Below are 16,465 nucleotides of genomic sequence, written 5' to 3'. Positions count from 1 at the left end.
GCAAGGATTACTCGCTTGCGGCACGCAGGCGGTGGGGATTGGTGGCCGAACACGCTAATGGGGAAACAGGACGGGGATGAACAATAGAACTGCATGGGAAACGGCAGCCGAGGCACAGGGAACGACCGAATCGGAGCGCGTTTTGACGAGGCTCGCTCGCAAAGCGTTCCTGAGTCTTTGGAGCTACCCTAACGTCTATAGCGACGAAGGGAGGGTAGGAGGCAAGGGTGACGGAAAGGAATTGGTAGATCTGTTGATCGTTTTTGGCAACGACGTGCTGTTATTTTCGGACAAGCACTGTATGTTCCAATCGGATGTGGATATCAAGATTGCTTGGCGACGGTGGTACAAGCGGGCTATCGAGAAGTCCGCAAGACAACTTGCTGGCGCGGAAGGTTTTTTGCGCAGATTTCCAGATCGCATATTTGTCGACAAAACATGTCAAACAAAATTGCCTGTGGCACTTCCAGACTCAAGCGTCGCCCGCTATTTCCTGATCGCCGTTACGCGGGGTGGTCATGATGCGGCGCGGCGCTACTTCGGAGGCGGAAGCAGCGGCAGCATAATGCTGAACAATACGATAGACGGGGAGGCGCATTACGCACAACCATTTGAAGTCGGTTATCCCCTTGGAAGCCGTCGATTCGTTCACGTCTTAGACGAGGTGACAGTCGACACCCTTTTGGAGGAATTAGACACTGTTCCGGATCTGGTGGACTATCTCGCCTGCAAGGAACGTTATTTCGGTACGAACGGAGTGTTCGTACATATCGCAGGTGAGGAGGAGTTGCTGGCGCGTTATGTTTGCACCATGGACGAAGACCGGCACACTTTGCCCGAGATTCCGACCGGTGCCGCAAGTGTCCTCCTCTTAGAGGGAGATTGGCGAACCTATAGTTCAAGTCCCCAGCGAGCTGCAAAGCGCGAAGCTGATCGCGGGAGCTACATGTGGGATGCGCTTATTGAGTATCAGGCGTCATTCGTGCGTGCAGGGACAGCGGTCGGGTTCCCGGGAGAGTCGGCGGACACTATCGATCACGAGCGAATTTTGCGGGCCCTCGCGGCTGAGCGACGGCAGACAAGGCGCGAGCTTGCGGAACATTTTCGATTTGCGCTCTCGAAGAGCGAGCCGGGTAAAAAGTTCGCGCGCATGGTTTTGAGCAGTGGCAATAAATCTGCGGCATACGTATTTCTTACTATGCCTAAGCCGTCTGATATCGATTATGAAGAATATAGGGAAATACGCACGGCTTCATTGCTCGCATACTGTCATGGTATCAAGCAACGTTTTCCTTTCGTGACTGAAGCGGTCGGCATAGCGTCTGAGCCCGTATCAGAGGCGATATCCTCGCAAGACTTCCTGTATGTTGATCTCACAGGGGAGTTGAGCGCCGAGGAGGCTGCTACCTGGAAGGCCGCGATGGAGGAACTCGATGTATTTCAGACTCCTCCCGAGGACTTGACCTGCTTTGCGACAAAAGACCACGAGTTCCCGCTGCCTTTCGAATTCCAAGGCCCGTCGTTCTATGAGTATGGCTCGGGTATCCCAATGAACAGGGCCGAGCGCCGCAGGATGGCGCGGGAGGTTCGGAGAGAAGCTAAGCAGTCGAACAAGCGGAAGCGATAGATGGCAGGCTACGGCGTTGAAGGCGTGGAGATCACGCCCTTATGTTCGTGCGCTTGCGGAAACCGTGAGTCTTGTTTGTACATACTCGATTTCTGTTCGAGTTCTTGTGGCGTTTGGTTGGAGATTTTTGAGGCGGCGCCGAGTGTCAGTCAATCGTCTGATATTTTCTGCACTCGATTGCAAGGCACGATGTATCGACATGGTTACTGGCCTGACGTTGACTGAAGCGGACGTGTGCTGACTGAACGATCATCGTCTCATTTCTTACGAGTGCTTTTGACAGCGAGTGCGGCAATCGTCAACTGGTCATGCAATCAAGTGCACGAGCCTCTTCGATTGCAATCAAATGCAGATGTCTAACCGAAGTTGTTTCGCTGCTCGCTCAGGGAATCCGCTCATCAATTTTGATGGATTCCACCATGGAGCTATGCAAGATTTCAGGCTTGCGCGAAACGTCTGCTTGTACTTCTTGGGCACGTTCGACAAGGCGGATGGGACGCCTTGGCAAATGGCTTGATCGACGAATACTTTCCATGCCAGTGGATCTTTCTGAACACTGTCCTTGAGTTTTGAAATACAAAGAACTAGAACGTCGGAAAACAGGTTGTTCAGTTCGGAAAGATAAGTAACGGGCAGATTTTTGCCATTCACTCTTTCCTCAATCCGAAGAAGAATCGAGAATTTGCTGGGTAGTCCTTTAGCTTTCAATTGCTTGGCTTTGTCGTATACGCAAAGCTGGCGAGGTGATTTTTTTGATCCAACATAGCTGGTGCCATCATAACTTGGTGGCCATTTGCCCGCGCTATTCGGTCGCGATCGTGGCTGATAGTACAAGTGCTCGTTCCATTTCTTCCCGACGAAGTCAACTGCCACTTCGAACTCTCTAAGATAGCCTTTGATGAGGGTGGTGCGGTATTGGGCGGGACCGAGGATTTCTGATTTGTAAATAAACTCTTCGAAAGCCTTGGGGGAAAGTCGCTGCGGGAATATTGTGTACCGGACAAAATAGTCTCCGTAGGTGCTGAGCAGATCAACCTGTATATTTCCACTCAGGAAGATCGCTGTGGATCTTTTGACTGATTTTTTGCTTGTTGGATAGAACGCCTTGGTGCCATACATCTTACAAAGGGTCTTCAGGGAATTAAGTGCTTCCAAGTAGACTTTCTTAGTAATTTTCTTTTGGATGACAGTGCGATCCAATCTGGAAACAAGGCAAACAGTCATTTGAGCCACTCCGTTGGCTTTTCCCTAAGACCTTTTCCTCACGCGCGCCTGTTGTTGTGTCGATGGGGGCGCGATGCGGATTACGGTGGGGTTCGACGCGGCGCGAAATATTGACCCGTGTGATGTCCCGTCTACCCTGTGGTAGATCCGCGATTGCAGGCTTCAGTTGCGTGAGTTGGTTATGGCGTTGTGCCGACTCGACGAGTCGGTCAGCACAACGTGAGGTAATCATTTTTCGAGAAATTCCTTGACCACTTCAGTTCGCCAATATGGGCGCCCGTCGTTTCCGCAGGGGGGCGGGACGCGCCCCTTTTTGAGCCGCTGATAGAACGCGCTAGCGGAGATTTCGCCTAGATACCATTGGAAGTGTGCTACCCGAACTCGCCCGGGTTGATCTAACGAAACAGCGGGGCGTTTGGGCATCGTGTGCCCATTGGGTCGCTTGCGTTGTACCGTTGCCGCCGAGCCAGGACCGGCTGCGGGTTTGCCAGAGAAGGTTACGGTCATATCATGCGCTCCAACGATGGGGCGCACGACGCGCCGCCAGTTAAAAAAACCGGCGATCAATTACGCTCGTGGGAAATTGAGCGCCGGGAGTGCGAACGAACCCTTGCGGGCTCATCGTGATCCACTCCATTGGCGCGATGAGGTTCTGCTTGCTTGTGATATTAGGATGCCACGCGTTGATTCAAGATGCAAACGCCTAAAAAAATCTATGCGACATTCATCTGAAGTACAGCAACATTTTCGGAGTTTGCGGCGCTCAGCAATTCAAGCCGGGTGCCGAGTTTCTGCCAGGCCTCTCGCATTTGCGGCTCGTAGTTATACGTCTGATAAGTTCGCCGAATTCGATTTTCATCAACATGGTTGAGGGTTCGCTCGATTACTTCCGGGAGCACATTTAGCGACTGCATCAGCGTTGCTGCGGTCCGACGGAGATCATGTGACGTCCATTTCTCGTTACCCAACTCCAGCGCATGTGCGTGTTTCACTGTTCGCTTCGCATGAGCGTCGCGCGTGCAAAATCGCAGTTGTCTATCGGCAATCTGCTTGGTGATGCTCTTGCAATCGATGTGACTTTCTCCGCGAGCCGCAGGCATGAGCCAGATGTTGCTGTCGGAGATCGCGAGCAGGGCTTCCACGTGCTCCAGAGCGAATGGCGAAAGGAAGATGGTGTGTGGCTTCGCGTTCTTGGAGTGCTCGGCCGGGATGCGCCATGTGCCGGCATCTACATCGATGTCAGCTCGCCGCGCCTTAGAAAGCTCCCCAACACGAGCGCCCGTAGCCAGCATCAACCACACTGCGTGCCGAGTGGCTTCCGGCAGCCCACTGGAGCAAAGCGCCTTGGGCAGTGCACGCAGTTCGTCTGTCGAGAGCGTGCGATTTCGTTCGGTTTCTTTCCCCCCAGCGTGTTTTTTCTCAATACCGGCAGCGGGGTTGGATGGGATGAGTTCCCGCACGACGGCGAAGCCGAACATTTGTCTCAATTCTGCCAGTAGTCGATTCGCAAGCCGCATGGCGCCTCGGTTCCGGGCGCGATCGAGTACACACATAACGTTCGCGCGCGTCACGTCTGCGGCATATCGCGTTCCCATGACAGGCATGACGTCTTTTTCAAACCCCCGCCGGGTTTCTGCCCCTTTGTCCTTCCTCTTGGTAAGGTCTTTATCTGCCCACTCCTCGAACAACTTGCGAACAGTGGGGCGGGCAAGCTGGCTTTCGAGATCTGTAATCCTCGCCGACTGCTCGGCGCGTGCCCTGAGCTTGGTCGCTCGTTTTTCCTGCGCTGGATCGATCCCCTGTTGGATCAACCTGCGGGCTGCATCTCGCTTGAGTCGAATGTCACCTAGTGCTGCTGTCGGCCACGTACCGCACGAGAGTTCGTGAAACTTACCCTCGCGCTTGTAGGTATAGGCGAAGCTGACGGAGATCCGCCCGGACTTCCCCAACCGAACGCGGCCTTTCAGATTTCCCGTGTCGCGGAGGACTCTGCCATCGTCGGTTGGCGTGAGTCCTTTCAATCCCAGAGCAGTGAGAGCTTTCATAGACTCCTCCCTTTTCCCCCTACGTTTCCCCCTACCGATGCGTCGGTTGGAGTAGGGGGAAACGGGATGCAAACGCATGGCAACGATCCGCTGTCCCCCATGCCTAATAGATGTGCAGCAAGAGCCAGGATTTTCAAGGGCAGGTCAGGTTGCTGGAGCGCCTAAATGGGGTGCAGGTGGTCGGAGGTTCAAATCCTCTCGCCCCGACCAGATAAAGAACCCGCGTCAGCTCAGGCTGACGCGGTTTTTTTCTTGCCGGTCGCTTTTTTGCACATCGCGGCGCGGCCCCGGTAAAATGCAAGGTTGATCCACGGAAAGCGCCGTGATTTAGCGGAAGAGGATTCCCCGAACATGACTGATCTTCGTCTTACCATGCGGTTCGCTGCAGTGCTCGCCACCGGCGCGCTCGTCGCCGGTTGCGGTACGTCGTCGCCCACGAAAGTGGACTACAAGAGCGATTCGAAATCGAAGGAAGCGTCGCTCGCAGTGCCGCCCAACATGCTCGACGAGACGGCCGATCAGCGTTCGCTGCCGCCCCAGGGCGGCGCGACTTCCCTGTCCGCGCTTCAGCAGGTCCAGCAGGCCGCGCCTGCGCTGGACACCGTTGCTCCGGCCGTCGCCGGCATGCATATCCAGCGCGACGGCACCGAGAGCTGGCTCGTGATCGACGGCAAGCAGCCCGCCGACGTCTGGCCGCAGGTTCGCCGCTTCTGGCAGGAACAGGGCTTCCTGCTCGTCGTCGACCAGCGCGACAAGGGCGTGATGGAAACCGACTGGAACGAAACCCATCCGCAGATCAACGACGGCCTGATCCGCAGCGTGATCTCGAAGGCGATGGGCAACTCGTACGTGACGGCCGAGCGCAACAAGTACCGTACGCGTCTCGATTCGGCACCGAATGGCGGCACCTACGTGTTCATCAGCCAGAAGGGGATGCGCGAAGCGATCACGGGCTCGAACAACGATTCGAGCAAGTGGGAAGCGAAGCCGAATGATCCGGCGCTCGAGACCGAATACCTGAAGCGATTGATGGCCGTGCTCGCACAGAACGAGCAGCGTGCGAAGAACGGCGAGCCCCCAATCGCGAACATCAAGGACAACACGGTACCGGTGGCCAAGGACAAGAAGGCCGACGACGCATCGTCGAAGGCTGCTGCAGCGATTGCCGCGCAAAACGTCTCCCGCACGTCGGCGCAAGGCAACGATGCGGCCGATGCTGCCGTCCCGTCGGAAGTCACGCTCGGCGAGCCGTACGACCGGTCGTGGCTGCACGTCGGTCTCGCGCTCGATCGTGCGAACTTCACCGTCGACGATCGTGATCGCACGAAGGGCCTGTATTTCGTGCGCTATGTCGATCCGAAGGATCTGACTTCGGCCGAGCAGGGCTTCTGGAGCCAGTTGTTCCACGGCAAGAAGGAAAAGCAGGCGAAGCAGTACCGTGTCAACGTGAAGGCACTCACGGCCGACCAGACGCGCGTCGCGATCGTCGACGATTCGGGCGCGATCGATACGTCGTCGCCGGCTCGCCAGATCATGGGGCTGCTCGTGAATCAGCTTCGCTGATCTCGACGTTTCTCCGCATCAATGAAAAGCCCGCCACATGGCGGGCTTTTTTCATGGCCAATCGCCGGCGCGCACGAGTGGTGGAGGTTCGGTCCCTCCTCGTGACGTTACGTAACATCCGTGCGTTACGGCGGCGAAACACCGGCCGTATCGTCGGCGTTCAAAAATTTATCCTTATAAATCAATTGGATGGTTGATTCGCGTCAGTTGGCACGCAACCTGCTTTATATGTTGGAATTGTTGAAACAGGGAGGATGGCGTCAGATGCCGGGCGTGCGCCGTGAGCGCCCGATCAACGGTATCGACGTCTTCGAATGTCGACGCGGCAAGCGTCGGCGCAACGGATGACGATCCGCGCCAGCGTGCGGATCTCGATGGCCCCGTCGCCTATCCTCGTAGGGCGACGGTTTCGCCCGCGCTTCTCTGAAGCGCGGGCTATTTTTTTGGGGGGGGGGCCGTCGTGCGGTGCCGTCCGGGCGCAGCCGATGCACGATTCGCGTATTCTCGGGCTTTTCCAGATGAAGGGGAGCGGGAATGGCGGAAATTGCAGTCGTGGCGCTGATCGTGGCGAAGCCGGGCGCCGAGGAGGAGTTGCGTGCTCAGCTCGAAGCGATCGTCGAGCCGACCCGCAACGAAGCAGGAGCGTTGCAGTACGACCTGCATCGGGACCTGAAGGAGCCGGCGCGATTCGTATTCGTCGAGCGCTGGGAAAGCGAGGAGGCACTGGCTGCTCATGCGCGTTCCGCGCACATTCTCGCTTATCGGGAAGCGGCCGCGGACTGGATCGAGCGTTCCGAAATCCGCGTGCTGTCGAAGCTCGTCTGAGCCGGGCGGGGCGACCGGACGTGTCCGGTCGCGGGGTGCGTCAGTGCGACGTGTTGGGTACGTCGAGGATCAGGATGATCGTCCAGTCGGCGTCGCCGTCGTGATGGTACTGGCGCTCGGCGACGATGAACGGTTGCTGCTTGCCTTGCGGGCCGAGGAAAAGCACGTCGCCCTCCATCGGCAGGCATTCGATCGGCGGCAGCGCAAGGAACGCGTCAGCCGAGCCGCGGGGCATCAGTTGCTTGATCTGGCGAGTGGCGGCTTCGGTCCACTCGATGTCGAGTTGAATGTTGCTCATGCTGTCCTCCGCACCGGGGTGCGCACGGGTGGAAAATTTCGGTGCGCGACTTTAGCACAGCGCACGGGCACCGCAACCAAAAAAGCCGAACCCGGTTGCCCGGATTCGGCTTTTCGCTTGTGCGGTGCCGTCGAACTTACTGGCTGGCAGCGTCTGCGGCCTTGGCAGCCTTCTTGCCGGCCTTCTTCGCAGCAGCCTTGTGGTGAGCAGCCTTCTTGCCGTGGTGATGCTCTTCCTGCATCGCCGGCTGTGCAGCTTCAGTCGCTTGCTGCTGCTGCAGCGCCTGTGCGCGTTGCTCGATCTCGGAGATCTTGGCCGGATCGGTAATCGTCTTGATTTCCGTGCTCTCTTGCGCATACGCTGCGCCAGTCAGCGCCGACATCGCTACCAGGATAGCCAGGGACGTCTTCTTCATTGCTTTACCTCCGCTAAGTGGTGATGAACCCGAGTGTTGCCGTTTTGTCTGGCGACTGCAATCGAGTGCGTGTCGAGTGTAACAAAAGTGACGGATCAATGTGCACCGGATCGTGGCGCGACGCAAGGTCCCGTTGAAGTCGCGCAACACTTCGCTCACTCCGTCACGCGCCTGCCATCGTCGCCGTCGCGGTCATTTCCGCTGCGGTTTCCCGGAGCCGTCAGAACCACCCGAGCCATCGATAGACATGGAACTGCGCGATGCCGACCAGTTCGTGCAGCGCCTGCTCGGCGTTGACCACATTGCGCCAGTGCGGCAGCCAGCCCGTTTGCGCACGCCGGCGATTCGCATAAACGGGCTGCGGATCGATCCCGAACCGGTGGAAATCGAGCAATGCGCGGCGCATCTGGTATGAGGAGGTGACGAGAATGCGTGCGTCGTCATACTGTGAGCGTAGTATAGACGCAGTGAATTTCGCGTTTTCGTAGGTTGTGCGGCTATCCGGCTCCAGCACGAGGTCCGCGGGCGCGACGCCTTCGGCGACGAGTTGGCGCCCGTATACGGCAGCCTCGGTTTCGCCGTGATGCTGCGGGTCGCCGCCCGACATCACCACGGTGCAGCGCTCGGCTTGCTGCCGGCAGGTGCGGTAGAGCGCTGCGACCTTGTGGATGCGGGCGGTTCCGTCGGGTGGCGGTCGCAGCCCGGAGTCGCCGTGTTTCGTACCTGCGCCGATGAGAATCAGTGTGGTCCGTCCATGCATGTCCGGGTGCTCGACGGGTTCGACGCCCGCCTCGGTCCAGGCGATCAGCGGCGCGGCGAGCCAGCCTGTCGCGAGCAGCCAGAACAACGCAGCGGCGGCGATCGAGATGATTCGTCGCCGTTTGCGGCAGAGCATGAAACAGATGAAGAGAAGTACAAATGAATCGAACAGAATCAATTTGATTGGGGTATGGTGTCTTTTTATGGACGGCTGACGATCCGGCCCTGACGCGACGCCGAACGTCGGCATCCAGAATCGGTGGTGGTATCGGCGGGCGGAGAAGCCGCCCGGCGCGCCGCTTCGCATTGTCGCTGCACTTTAAGAAAGAATCGAGATGGCCACGTATTCCAACGAAGCGGTGCTCGACGCATTGAGACGAGTGCAGTACCGCCAGGTACCGTGGGCGCGCCGCCCGGGCGTGTTCGAGTATCTCCGTTCGCTCGGGCTGATGGACACGGTCAGGCAGAAAACCGTTGCCCCCGCGCCGGGCTTCCATGCACCGGTCGATATTGCCGTACTGACCGAAAGCGGTCGAGCCGAATTCTCGCGCCTCGAGCGCGACGAGAAATTACTTTCCTGGACCGATCGCCGCATGGCCGACTACGCACTGAGCGAAGCGAGTGCCGTGGCGATTCTCGAAAGCCGCCTGTAGCGGTCGATCATCCCGTCACGCGCATCGCCGCGCGGCTGGCGATAACCAAAAAAAGCCCGTATCGCGAGGATACGGGCGTACCGGATACTTTTGCTGTTGCCACGCTGTGCTCATGGCAACGTTGTGACTCGTCGCGTGCGGCGCAGTTCCCGACCGTGGGCATTTTCTTTGGCGAAATCCCGAAATTGGCAGGACTACGGATGACGCGGGACGTCGGTCGGCTGCGAGCCGATGCGCGCTCGCGCGTTGCTGGCGATGTCGCCGCGCAGGTCGCCACGCGGCACGGTTTGCCGGCTAGGCAGGTTGGCGGACGGCGGCTGGCGGAGGGTGTTCCGGTGATCCTGCTGGCGGTGGGGCGGCTTCACGCGATCGTCGGCGTGGGCCGGAGCGGACAACGCCACGGAAATGACAATGCCGCATGCGACGAGCAGTGACATTGGTTTCATGGCGGGGCTCCCTTCAAGCCGTCGACGCGGCCTGTTGATAATTCGCTAAGGTAAGCGTGGGAGCGCAGGCTTGCTGTAAATATTGGTAAATAGATGTATCGCGGCACGTCAACGGTAATCGACGGCAACGCACGCGTCGCGGACAGGTCGCGTCGCTGAAAGAAACCGGGCGGCCGAAGCCGCCCGATCGAGCATTCGTTACGCCATCTTGACGGGCGCGCGCCAGGATTCCGGATTGGTCCAGAAGGCGCCGCGCAGCCGGTCGCGGCTCGGCGGTGCGGGCGGCTTCGCGGCGCTTGCGCCGATGCGCCCGCGCAGGGAGATCTGCCGGCCGCTCGTGCCGAGTCGTTTCACGATTTCGGCGAGCGTGCCGTCCGCCTGCCATTCGTCGAAGCGACGGCGGCAAGTCGGCGGCGACGGATAGCGGCCCGGCAGCTTCGACCAGCCTTCACCCGTCGACAGCACCCACAGCACGGCGTTCACCACCGAGCGGGCTTCCACGCGGGGGCGGCCGCGCCGCTCACTCCGTGCGGGTTCAGAGCAAAACAGACCCTCGACCAGCGCCCACTCGTTATCTCTCAAATCGTCGAACAGCATCATGTCCTCACCTCAGCGAAGCTAACTCCGGTGCGCTGCCCTGCGCCGCGCACTCTTCAAGCACTCGATCGTCGAGTGCCGGGTGAGGGCGTCCGGTTGGCCGGCAGCGGCGTTTCTGCTCTTCCGTCCGACGAAACCTGCGCCCTGTGCGTCAGGTAATGCACGAAGCGTGCCATGTCGGAGGTAATTCCCTCGAGAGCCGCTTGGCAGCGAGCTAACGGCTAAGTCAGCTAGGGGCGTATAAGACGCCAAAATAACCCGCCAGCAAATCGGGACAATCACCAATCTTGTGCAGTTCGCCCGCACCACGTGCGTTCGCTGACGTATTGCACCGCAGCGAAACATGTGGGGCAGGTGCCTGATTCGCACATCGAAGCCGGATTCGCGCATTAAAATCGCGCATCGATATCGACGATTGATGAGGTCAGGAAATGAACGTCACGCTGCGTCAGCTTCGCGTCTTCATCGAGGTCGCGCGGCTCAAGAGCTTCAGTCGCGCGGGCGACGAGATCGGGCTCACGCAGTCCGCGGTCAGTCGCTGCGTGCGCGAGCTCGAGGCCGAGCTCGGGTTGAAGCTGATCGACCGCACGACGCGCGACGTGCAGCTGACCGATGTCGGTGCAAACCTGATCGCGAGCGTGTCCCGTCTGCTCGACGATCTCGACGACACGCTGCGCGAGATTCGCGAGATCGGCGAGCAGCGCCGAGGGCGCGTGATCGTCGCGGCCAGTCCGACGATCGCGTGCCGGTTGATGCCGCGCGTGGTTGCGTCGTGCGAGCGCCAGTTTCCGTTCGTGACGCTGGGTTTGCGCGACGACGTGCAGAGCGACGTGTTGCGCAAGGTGAAGTCGAGCGAGGTCGATTTCGGCGTCGTGATCGGCCCGCTCACGGTGGCCGATCTCGTCTGCGAATCGTTGATGACCGATTCGTTCTGCCTGGTCGCGCGTGCCGACCATCCGCTCGCGGCGCGTGCCGAGGTGCCCTGGACGGCGCTGGACGGCGAGCGCCTCGTGCTCCTCGATCATGCATCGGGAAGCCGGCCGCTGATCGATGCCGCGCTGGCCGCCCATCGTGTCAACGCGACGGTCATGCAGGAGCTCGGGCATTCGGCGACCGTGTTCGGACTCGTCGAGGCCGGCGTCGGCGTGAGCGTGCAGCCGTGGCTGTCGCTGCCGCTACCGGCCGGCTCGACGCTCGTCGCGCGGCCGCTCACGCCACGCACCGAGCGCACGGTCGAACTCGTGCGCCGCCGCGACCGGTCGTTGTCGCCCGCTGCGCAGGCGATCTGGGAACTCGTGCGGCAGATGCCGGCGAGGGCGGAGGACCTCGACTGACGCGCATCGACGTGCGCCGGCCCTGCTTGCGGGCCGGTACACTACGCGGATCGTGTTCCTCGAAGGCGGTTCTCGATGGTGCATTCCGCAGATTCTCTTCCGCGGGCCGGCGCGCCGGCGGCCCGCGACGCCGTGCACGCGTTGCGTCCGTCGCTGATCCGGGAAGTGGCAAACGCCGGCTTTGGCGTGCCGGACATGCTGCCGTTCTGGTTCGGCGAATCCGATCGCGTGACACCGGACTTCATCCGCGCGGCCGCCGCGGCGGCGCTGCGCGATGGCGTGACCTTCTACACGCACAACCTTGGCACTGCGCCGTTGCGCACCGCGATCGCGTCCTACGTCAGCGCCCGTCACGGGGCGACGGCGGCCGACACCGTGGCCGTGACGAGTTCGGGCGTGAGCGCGCTGATGCTGGCCGCGCAGATGCTGGTCGGTCCGGGCGAGCGCGTCGTCGCGGTCACGCCGCTGTGGCCGAATCTCGTCGAGATTCCGAAGATCCTTGGGGCGCAGGTCGAATGCGTCCCGCTCGGCTATGGCGATGCGGGCTGGCAGCTCGATGTCGGGCGGCTGCTTGCGGCGCTGACGCCCGATACGCGGATGCTGCTGATCAACTCGCCGAACAATCCGACCGGCTGGACGATGTCGCGCAACGACCAGCAAGCCGTGCTCGCCCATTGCCGCCGCCACGGTATCTGGCTGGTTGCCGACGAGGTGTACGAGCGGCTCGCGTTCGACGCAGGCGGCGCGGACGGCGCGCCATCGTTCCTCGACATCGCATCGCGCGACGAGCGGGTCGTCGTCGTGAATTCGTTTTCGAAAGCGTGGGCGATGACGGGCTGGCGCCTGGGGTGGCTCATCGCGCCGGCAGCGGTGATGGTTGACCTGTCGAAGCTCGTCGAATACAACACGTCGTGTGCGCCAGGCTTCGTGCAGGCCGCGGGTGAGGCCGCGCTGCGCGATGGCGAGCCGTTCGTGCGATCGTTCGTCGCGGCACTGCGCGATGCGCGCGATCACCTGGTCGCCGCGCTGCGCACCTTGCCGGGTGTCGAGGTGCCGCCTCCGACGGGCGCGATGTACCTGTTTCTGCGCCTGCCGGGTGCGTCAGACAGCCTCGCGTTCTGCAAGACGCTGGTGCGCGAGGCGGGGCTCGGCCTCGCGCCTGGGCGTGCATTCGGCCAGGAGGGGGAAGGGTTCGTGCGCTGGTGCTACGCGTGCGATCCGGCGCGCCTCGACGCGGGTGTCGAGCGGTTGCGGCGGTTCCTCGCACGGGGCGTGGCCGACCGCTGAAGCGGGGCCGGAGCGGGCGCGGCGCGCTGGCGGCAACCCGTTCGGCTCATCTTTACGCACCGGGCAATTTTGCGTAATATGGCGCTCAGTCACGCGGTTCCGTCGTTGAGCCGTGCTGTTCCGTCCGGTTTGGGCCTGGCCTGAAGTTGGTTCGCCGCCCCCGGTTCGTGCTCCCATCAATATGACCGATCAGAATCGGGCGAGCGCGTCTTCCGTTCCTTTCGTCTGTTTGTTGATCCGGTTCGTTTGACCACAGGGTCTGGCCTAGCTGCATGAATACCCAAGAGGCGAAGATCGTCCTCGAGACTGCTTTGATCTGCGCGCAGGAACCGCTGAAACTCGGCGATTTGCGCAAGCTCTTTGCCGACGGCGTGTCGGCTGACACGGTCCGCACGTTGCTCGAAGATCTGAAACAGGATTGGTCCGGCCGCGGCGTCGAACTGGTGGCGCTGGCAACCGGATGGCGCTTCCAGAGCAAGCCGGCGATGCGTCACTATCTCGACCGCCTGCATCCCGAGAAGCCGCCGAAATATTCGCGTGCGGTGCTCGAAACGCTCGCGATCATCGCGTACCGGCAACCTGTCACGCGCGGCGACATCGAAGAGATTCGCGGCGTGACGGTCAATACGCAGGTGGTCAAGCAACTCGAGGATCGCGGCTGGATCGAAGTGATCGGTCATCGCGACGTGCCGGGACGCCCGGCGCTGTATGCGACGACCAAGCAGTTCCTCGACGACCTCGGCCTGAAGGCGCTCGATGATCTGCCTGCCCTCGAAGAGCCGGCCGCGAACATCGAGGCCGCGCTGCTTGCGCAGCAGGCGATGGATTTCGACGAGGGCATGCCGGTTGCCGGCGACGCCGCGGACGACGCGCCGCAAACGGATGAAGCATCCGCCGGTCAATCGGCCGGCTTGCCGGATGATCCCGCGGCGGACGTCGCGTCGACGCATGAAATCGCGAGCCGCGATACGCTCGATGCTGTCCGCGGGCAAACGGAACAAATGGAACAGGCTGGCGCCGAAGCAGTGCCGGCCGGTGTGCAGCCCGAGCCGCTGCGTGCGGATTGGAGCGAGGAAGATCGCAAGCCGGCTGCCGAAGCGGTTGCCGGAGACGGAGCGGAGGCGGCCGGCGACACGCCCGGCGAGGCTGGCCAGGCCGGCGCCCCCCGTTCCCGTCCTGCGGACGACGAGATGCTGGACGACACGTCCGACAGTCTCGCCGATGCCGTACGAAGCGCCAGTGCACCCATCGGTGCCGATGCGCTGCCGGACGACGAAGCAGAACCTGAACAGCGTCGCGCCTGATCGCGGCCAACTTCTTGCCGCGCCCGCGCCGGGCGCGAGACCTGACATTTTGAGGTTGTTTTGACAGATATCCACGATATTGAATCGTCCGCGCCTGCCGTGCAGGCAGCGCGTGCCGACGATGCACCGGAGCAGGGCGCTTCGGCCGAGGGTGGCGACGAGCGTCCCCGCCGCGGTCTGCGGCGAGGCCCGCGCAGCCTGATCGCGCGGCGTCGCGCGGCAGCCAAGTCGAAGGGCGCCGAAGGCGAGCCGCAGGGCGGCGAAGGCGCTGACGCGCAGCCGGCCGAGGCCGCCGAAGCGCAGCAGCCGACGCGTGCGCCGCGCAAGGAAGGTGCGGCCAAGGGGGCTCGCAAGCCGGCGGCCAAGCGCGAAGGCGCGGCCAAGGCTCAGGGCGGCCAGGGTCGTCGCGGCAGCGCGCCGAAGGCTGAAGGCGGTGCGGCAAAGGTGGAAGGCGATGCGTCCCAGGACGAACTGTTCGCCTACGTGACGTCGCCGGCATTCGACGCGGACAACTCCGCGGGCGGTAGCGGCGTGCGTGCGCCGATGCTGCGTCGCGGCCGTAGCCAGCCGGCGAACAAGCGCGTGCTGTCGCCGGACGACGACGCGCCGAAGCTTCACAAGGTGCTGGCGGAAGCGGGCATGGGCTCGCGTCGCGAAATGGAAGAGCTGATCGTCGCCGGCCGCGTGTCGGTGAATGGCGAGCCCGCGCACATTGGCCAGCGCATCATGCCGACCGACCAGGTGCGGATCAACGGCAAGCCGGTCAAGCGCAAGCTGCCGAACAAGCCGCCGCGCGTGCTGCTGTACCACAAGCCGACGGGCGAGATCGTCAGCCACGCGGATCCGGAAGGCCGTCCGTCGGTGTTCGACCGCCTGCCGCCGATGAAGACGGCGAAATGGCTCGCGGTGGGCCGCCTCGACTTCAATACCGAAGGTCTGCTGATGCTGACGACTTCGGGTGACCTCGCAAACCGCTTCATGCATCCGCGCTACAGCGTCGAGCGCGAGTACGCGGTGCGTGTCGTCGGCGAACTGGCCGAAGGCATGCGGCAGAAGCTGCTGCACGGCGTCGAGCTCGATGACGGCCCGGCGAACTTCCTGCGCATCCGCGACGGCGGCGGCGAAGGCACGAACCACTGGTATCACGTTGCGCTGGCCGAAGGCCGCAACCGCGAAGTGCGCCGGATGTTCGAGGCGGTCGGCCTGATGGTGAGCCGCCTGATCCGTACGCGTCACGGCCCGATTCCGCTGCCGCGCGGCCTGAAGCGCGGTCGTTGGGAAGAGCTCGACGACACGCAGGTGCGCAAGCTGATGGCGACCGTCGGCCTGAAGGCGCCGTCCGAGGAGAAGGGCAAGCGCGCCGGTGCAGGCCAGGCAGAGCGTCGCCAGCCCGATCCGATGCAGACGTCGATGGGCTTCATCGGCCGCGAGCCGGTGCTGACGACGCACGGGCAGCTGGATCAGCCGCGTCGTGGTGGTGGTCGTCGTGGCGGGCCGGGCCTGCCGGGTCTGAGCGGCTACGGCAGCCTGCCGGTCGCACCGTCGGGCTACGGCAATCGCGCCGGCGGCGGCCGGGATGGCAACCGTGCGGGCGGAGGCGGACGCGATGGCAATCGCCCTGGCGGTGGCCGTGGCGATGTCGACGGCAACCGCGCGTCGTATGGCGCAGGCCCCAAGCGCGACGGCGCGGGCCCCAAGCGTGGCGGCAGCAAGGGCGGTAACCGCAACCCGAACGGCAATCGTGCCGAGGGCGCCGGCAACGGCGGCGGCCCGCGCGGCGGTCAGCGTCCGCAGCGCAGCCGCACGCGCAGCCGCTGAGCATTCAGGCATGCGGCGCAAGGCCGCCGGTGTGCCGGCCGGATCGGCATCCGGCCGGTCCTGCCGGCGCGAGGCATTGCGTTTATTGCTTTCGACTGTATATATGTCACGCGGTGCTGGATGGCCGCCGGCATAACCGATCACCGGCATGCCACGATGGCGCCGGTCGATCATGCAGCCCGATTTCGCATTTTTGGACCCGTAAAGGCAGGCGACATGCTGCTTTTACCGGCTGGCTTGGCGTTTGCGCCAAAAATCGCTATAATCGCG

The 16,465-nt window shown here is 62.0% G+C and carries 15 protein-coding genes; 8 read left to right on the top strand and 7 right to left on the bottom strand.

Translation table 11 applies throughout. The annotated features are described in order from the left end of the window. The first annotated feature begins 76 nt into the window (after positions 1 to 76). Positions 77 to 1,627, top strand: a complete 1,551-nt coding sequence (locus tag F3J15_RS14640) for a hypothetical protein (RefSeq protein WP_166891921.1) — start codon at positions 77 to 79, stop codon at positions 1,625 to 1,627. A gap of 342 nt (positions 1,628 to 1,969) precedes the next feature. Here the strand turns inward: F3J15_RS14640 and F3J15_RS14635 are convergent, their stop codons facing one another. Both F3J15_RS14635 and F3J15_RS14630 read right to left on the bottom strand, forming a co-directional pair. Beyond that, complete coding sequence (locus tag F3J15_RS14635; protein WP_166891919.1) at positions 1,970 to 2,851, bottom strand: hypothetical protein; 882 nt, start codon at positions 2,849 to 2,851, stop codon at positions 1,970 to 1,972. A 713-nt stretch (positions 2,852 to 3,564) separates the two neighbouring features. Next, complete coding sequence (locus tag F3J15_RS14630; RefSeq protein WP_166891917.1) at positions 3,565 to 4,896, bottom strand: site-specific integrase; 1,332 nt, start codon at positions 4,894 to 4,896, stop codon at positions 3,565 to 3,567. A gap of 351 nt (positions 4,897 to 5,247) precedes the next feature. Between F3J15_RS14630 and bamC the strand changes: the two genes are divergently transcribed. Continuing rightward, positions 5,248 to 6,459, top strand: a complete 1,212-nt coding sequence (bamC, locus tag F3J15_RS14625) for an outer membrane protein assembly factor BamC (protein ID WP_046545486.1) — start codon at positions 5,248 to 5,250, stop codon at positions 6,457 to 6,459. A 534-nt stretch (positions 6,460 to 6,993) separates the two neighbouring features. Continuing rightward, on the top strand, positions 6,994 to 7,284 hold the full coding sequence (locus F3J15_RS14620; protein WP_166891914.1) for a putative quinol monooxygenase: 291 nt from the start codon (positions 6,994 to 6,996) through the stop codon (positions 7,282 to 7,284). Positions 7,285 to 7,324: 40 nt separating this feature from the next. Here F3J15_RS14620 and F3J15_RS14615 read toward each other — a convergent pair whose 3' ends face one another. The 3 genes from F3J15_RS14615 to F3J15_RS14605 all read right to left on the bottom strand — a co-directional run bounded on the left by F3J15_RS14615 (position 7,325) and on the right by F3J15_RS14605 (position 8,934). After that, positions 7,325 to 7,582, bottom strand: coding sequence for a hypothetical protein (locus tag F3J15_RS14615; RefSeq protein ID WP_021162409.1), 258 nt, complete (start codon positions 7,580 to 7,582; stop codon positions 7,325 to 7,327). A 136-nt stretch (positions 7,583 to 7,718) separates the two neighbouring features. Continuing rightward, positions 7,719 to 7,997 carry a hypothetical protein gene (locus F3J15_RS14610; RefSeq protein ID WP_069247812.1) on the bottom strand — a complete coding sequence of 93 codons (279 nt, stop codon included), beginning with the start codon at positions 7,995 to 7,997 and terminating at the stop codon, positions 7,719 to 7,721. A 220-nt stretch (positions 7,998 to 8,217) separates the two neighbouring features. Then, complete coding sequence (locus F3J15_RS14605; protein WP_069247813.1) at positions 8,218 to 8,934, bottom strand: YdcF family protein; 717 nt, start codon at positions 8,932 to 8,934, stop codon at positions 8,218 to 8,220. Positions 8,935 to 9,091: 157 nt separating this feature from the next. Here F3J15_RS14605 and F3J15_RS14600 point away from each other — a divergent pair, with 157 nt between their 5' ends. Next, positions 9,092 to 9,409 (top strand): hypothetical protein, encoded by a 318-nt coding sequence (locus tag F3J15_RS14600; RefSeq protein WP_011351791.1) that lies wholly within the window; start codon positions 9,092 to 9,094, stop codon positions 9,407 to 9,409. Positions 9,410 to 9,603: 194 nt separating this feature from the next. On the opposite strand, the gene F3J15_RS14595 is transcribed toward F3J15_RS14600, so the two are convergent. Further along, the gene (locus F3J15_RS14595) at positions 9,604 to 9,855 is read right to left on the bottom strand and encodes a hypothetical protein (protein ID WP_089445479.1); all 252 of its coding nucleotides are present in this window, start codon (positions 9,853 to 9,855) and stop codon (positions 9,604 to 9,606) included. Positions 9,856 to 10,053: 198 nt separating this feature from the next. Next, positions 10,054 to 10,455, bottom strand: coding sequence for a transposase (locus F3J15_RS14590; RefSeq protein ID WP_006409263.1), 402 nt, complete (start codon positions 10,453 to 10,455; stop codon positions 10,054 to 10,056). 428 nt (positions 10,456 to 10,883) lie between these two features. Between F3J15_RS14590 and F3J15_RS14585 the strand changes: the two genes are divergently transcribed. From F3J15_RS14585 to rluB, 4 genes are all read left to right on the top strand, one after another. Beyond that, entirely contained in the window at positions 10,884 to 11,786 is a 903-nt protein-coding gene (locus F3J15_RS14585; RefSeq protein ID WP_046545490.1) for a LysR family transcriptional regulator, read from the top strand. 75 nt (positions 11,787 to 11,861) lie between these two features. Beyond that, positions 11,862 to 13,073: a pyridoxal phosphate-dependent aminotransferase gene (locus F3J15_RS14580; RefSeq protein WP_166891911.1), complete on the top strand. Its 1,212-nt coding sequence runs from the start codon at positions 11,862 to 11,864 to the stop codon at positions 13,071 to 13,073. A 272-nt stretch (positions 13,074 to 13,345) separates the two neighbouring features. Continuing rightward, a complete protein-coding gene (scpB, locus tag F3J15_RS14575; RefSeq protein ID WP_166891908.1) occupies positions 13,346 to 14,377 on the top strand; it encodes an SMC-Scp complex subunit ScpB in 1,032 nt (343 codons plus the stop codon). Positions 14,378 to 14,437: 60 nt separating this feature from the next. Continuing rightward, entirely contained in the window at positions 14,438 to 16,195 is a 1,758-nt protein-coding gene (rluB, locus tag F3J15_RS14570) for a 23S rRNA pseudouridine(2605) synthase RluB (RefSeq protein WP_166891905.1), read from the top strand. Positions 16,196 to 16,465 lie beyond the last annotated feature (270 nt).

The sequence above is a fragment of the Burkholderia sp. Ap-955 genome, from assembly GCF_011753045.1.
GTDB lineage: Bacteria > Pseudomonadota > Gammaproteobacteria > Burkholderiales > Burkholderiaceae > Burkholderia > Burkholderia lata_D.
The sequence above is the reverse complement of the archived record's forward strand: the minus strand, read 5'-3'. Positions and strand labels throughout refer to the sequence as shown.

What these genes read in the sequence shown, in the direction of transcription:
- F3J15_RS14640 (WP_166891921.1), top strand. Translation starts at nt 77, where the DNA reads ATGAACAATAGAACTGCATGGGAAACGGCAGCCGAGGCACAGGGAACG.
- F3J15_RS14635 (WP_166891919.1), bottom strand. Translation starts at nt 2,851, where the DNA reads ATGACTGTTTGCCTTGTTTCCAGATTGGATCGCACTGTCATCCAAAAG.
- F3J15_RS14630 (WP_166891917.1), bottom strand. Translation starts at nt 4,896, where the DNA reads ATGAAAGCTCTCACTGCTCTGGGATTGAAAGGACTCACGCCAACCGAC.
- bamC (WP_046545486.1), top strand. Translation starts at nt 5,248, where the DNA reads ATGACTGATCTTCGTCTTACCATGCGGTTCGCTGCAGTGCTCGCCACC.
- F3J15_RS14620 (WP_166891914.1), top strand. Translation starts at nt 6,994, where the DNA reads ATGGCGGAAATTGCAGTCGTGGCGCTGATCGTGGCGAAGCCGGGCGCC.
- F3J15_RS14615 (WP_021162409.1), bottom strand. Translation starts at nt 7,582, where the DNA reads ATGAGCAACATTCAACTCGACATCGAGTGGACCGAAGCCGCCACTCGC.
- F3J15_RS14610 (WP_069247812.1), bottom strand. Translation starts at nt 7,997, where the DNA reads ATGAAGAAGACGTCCCTGGCTATCCTGGTAGCGATGTCGGCGCTGACT.
- F3J15_RS14600 (WP_011351791.1), top strand. Translation starts at nt 9,092, where the DNA reads ATGGCCACGTATTCCAACGAAGCGGTGCTCGACGCATTGAGACGAGTG.
- F3J15_RS14595 (WP_089445479.1), bottom strand. Translation starts at nt 9,855, where the DNA reads ATGAAACCAATGTCACTGCTCGTCGCATGCGGCATTGTCATTTCCGTG.
- F3J15_RS14590 (WP_006409263.1), bottom strand. Translation starts at nt 10,455, where the DNA reads ATGATGCTGTTCGACGATTTGAGAGATAACGAGTGGGCGCTGGTCGAG.
- F3J15_RS14585 (WP_046545490.1), top strand. Translation starts at nt 10,884, where the DNA reads ATGAACGTCACGCTGCGTCAGCTTCGCGTCTTCATCGAGGTCGCGCGG.
- F3J15_RS14580 (WP_166891911.1), top strand. Translation starts at nt 11,862, where the DNA reads ATGGTGCATTCCGCAGATTCTCTTCCGCGGGCCGGCGCGCCGGCGGCC.
- scpB (WP_166891908.1), top strand. Translation starts at nt 13,346, where the DNA reads ATGAATACCCAAGAGGCGAAGATCGTCCTCGAGACTGCTTTGATCTGC.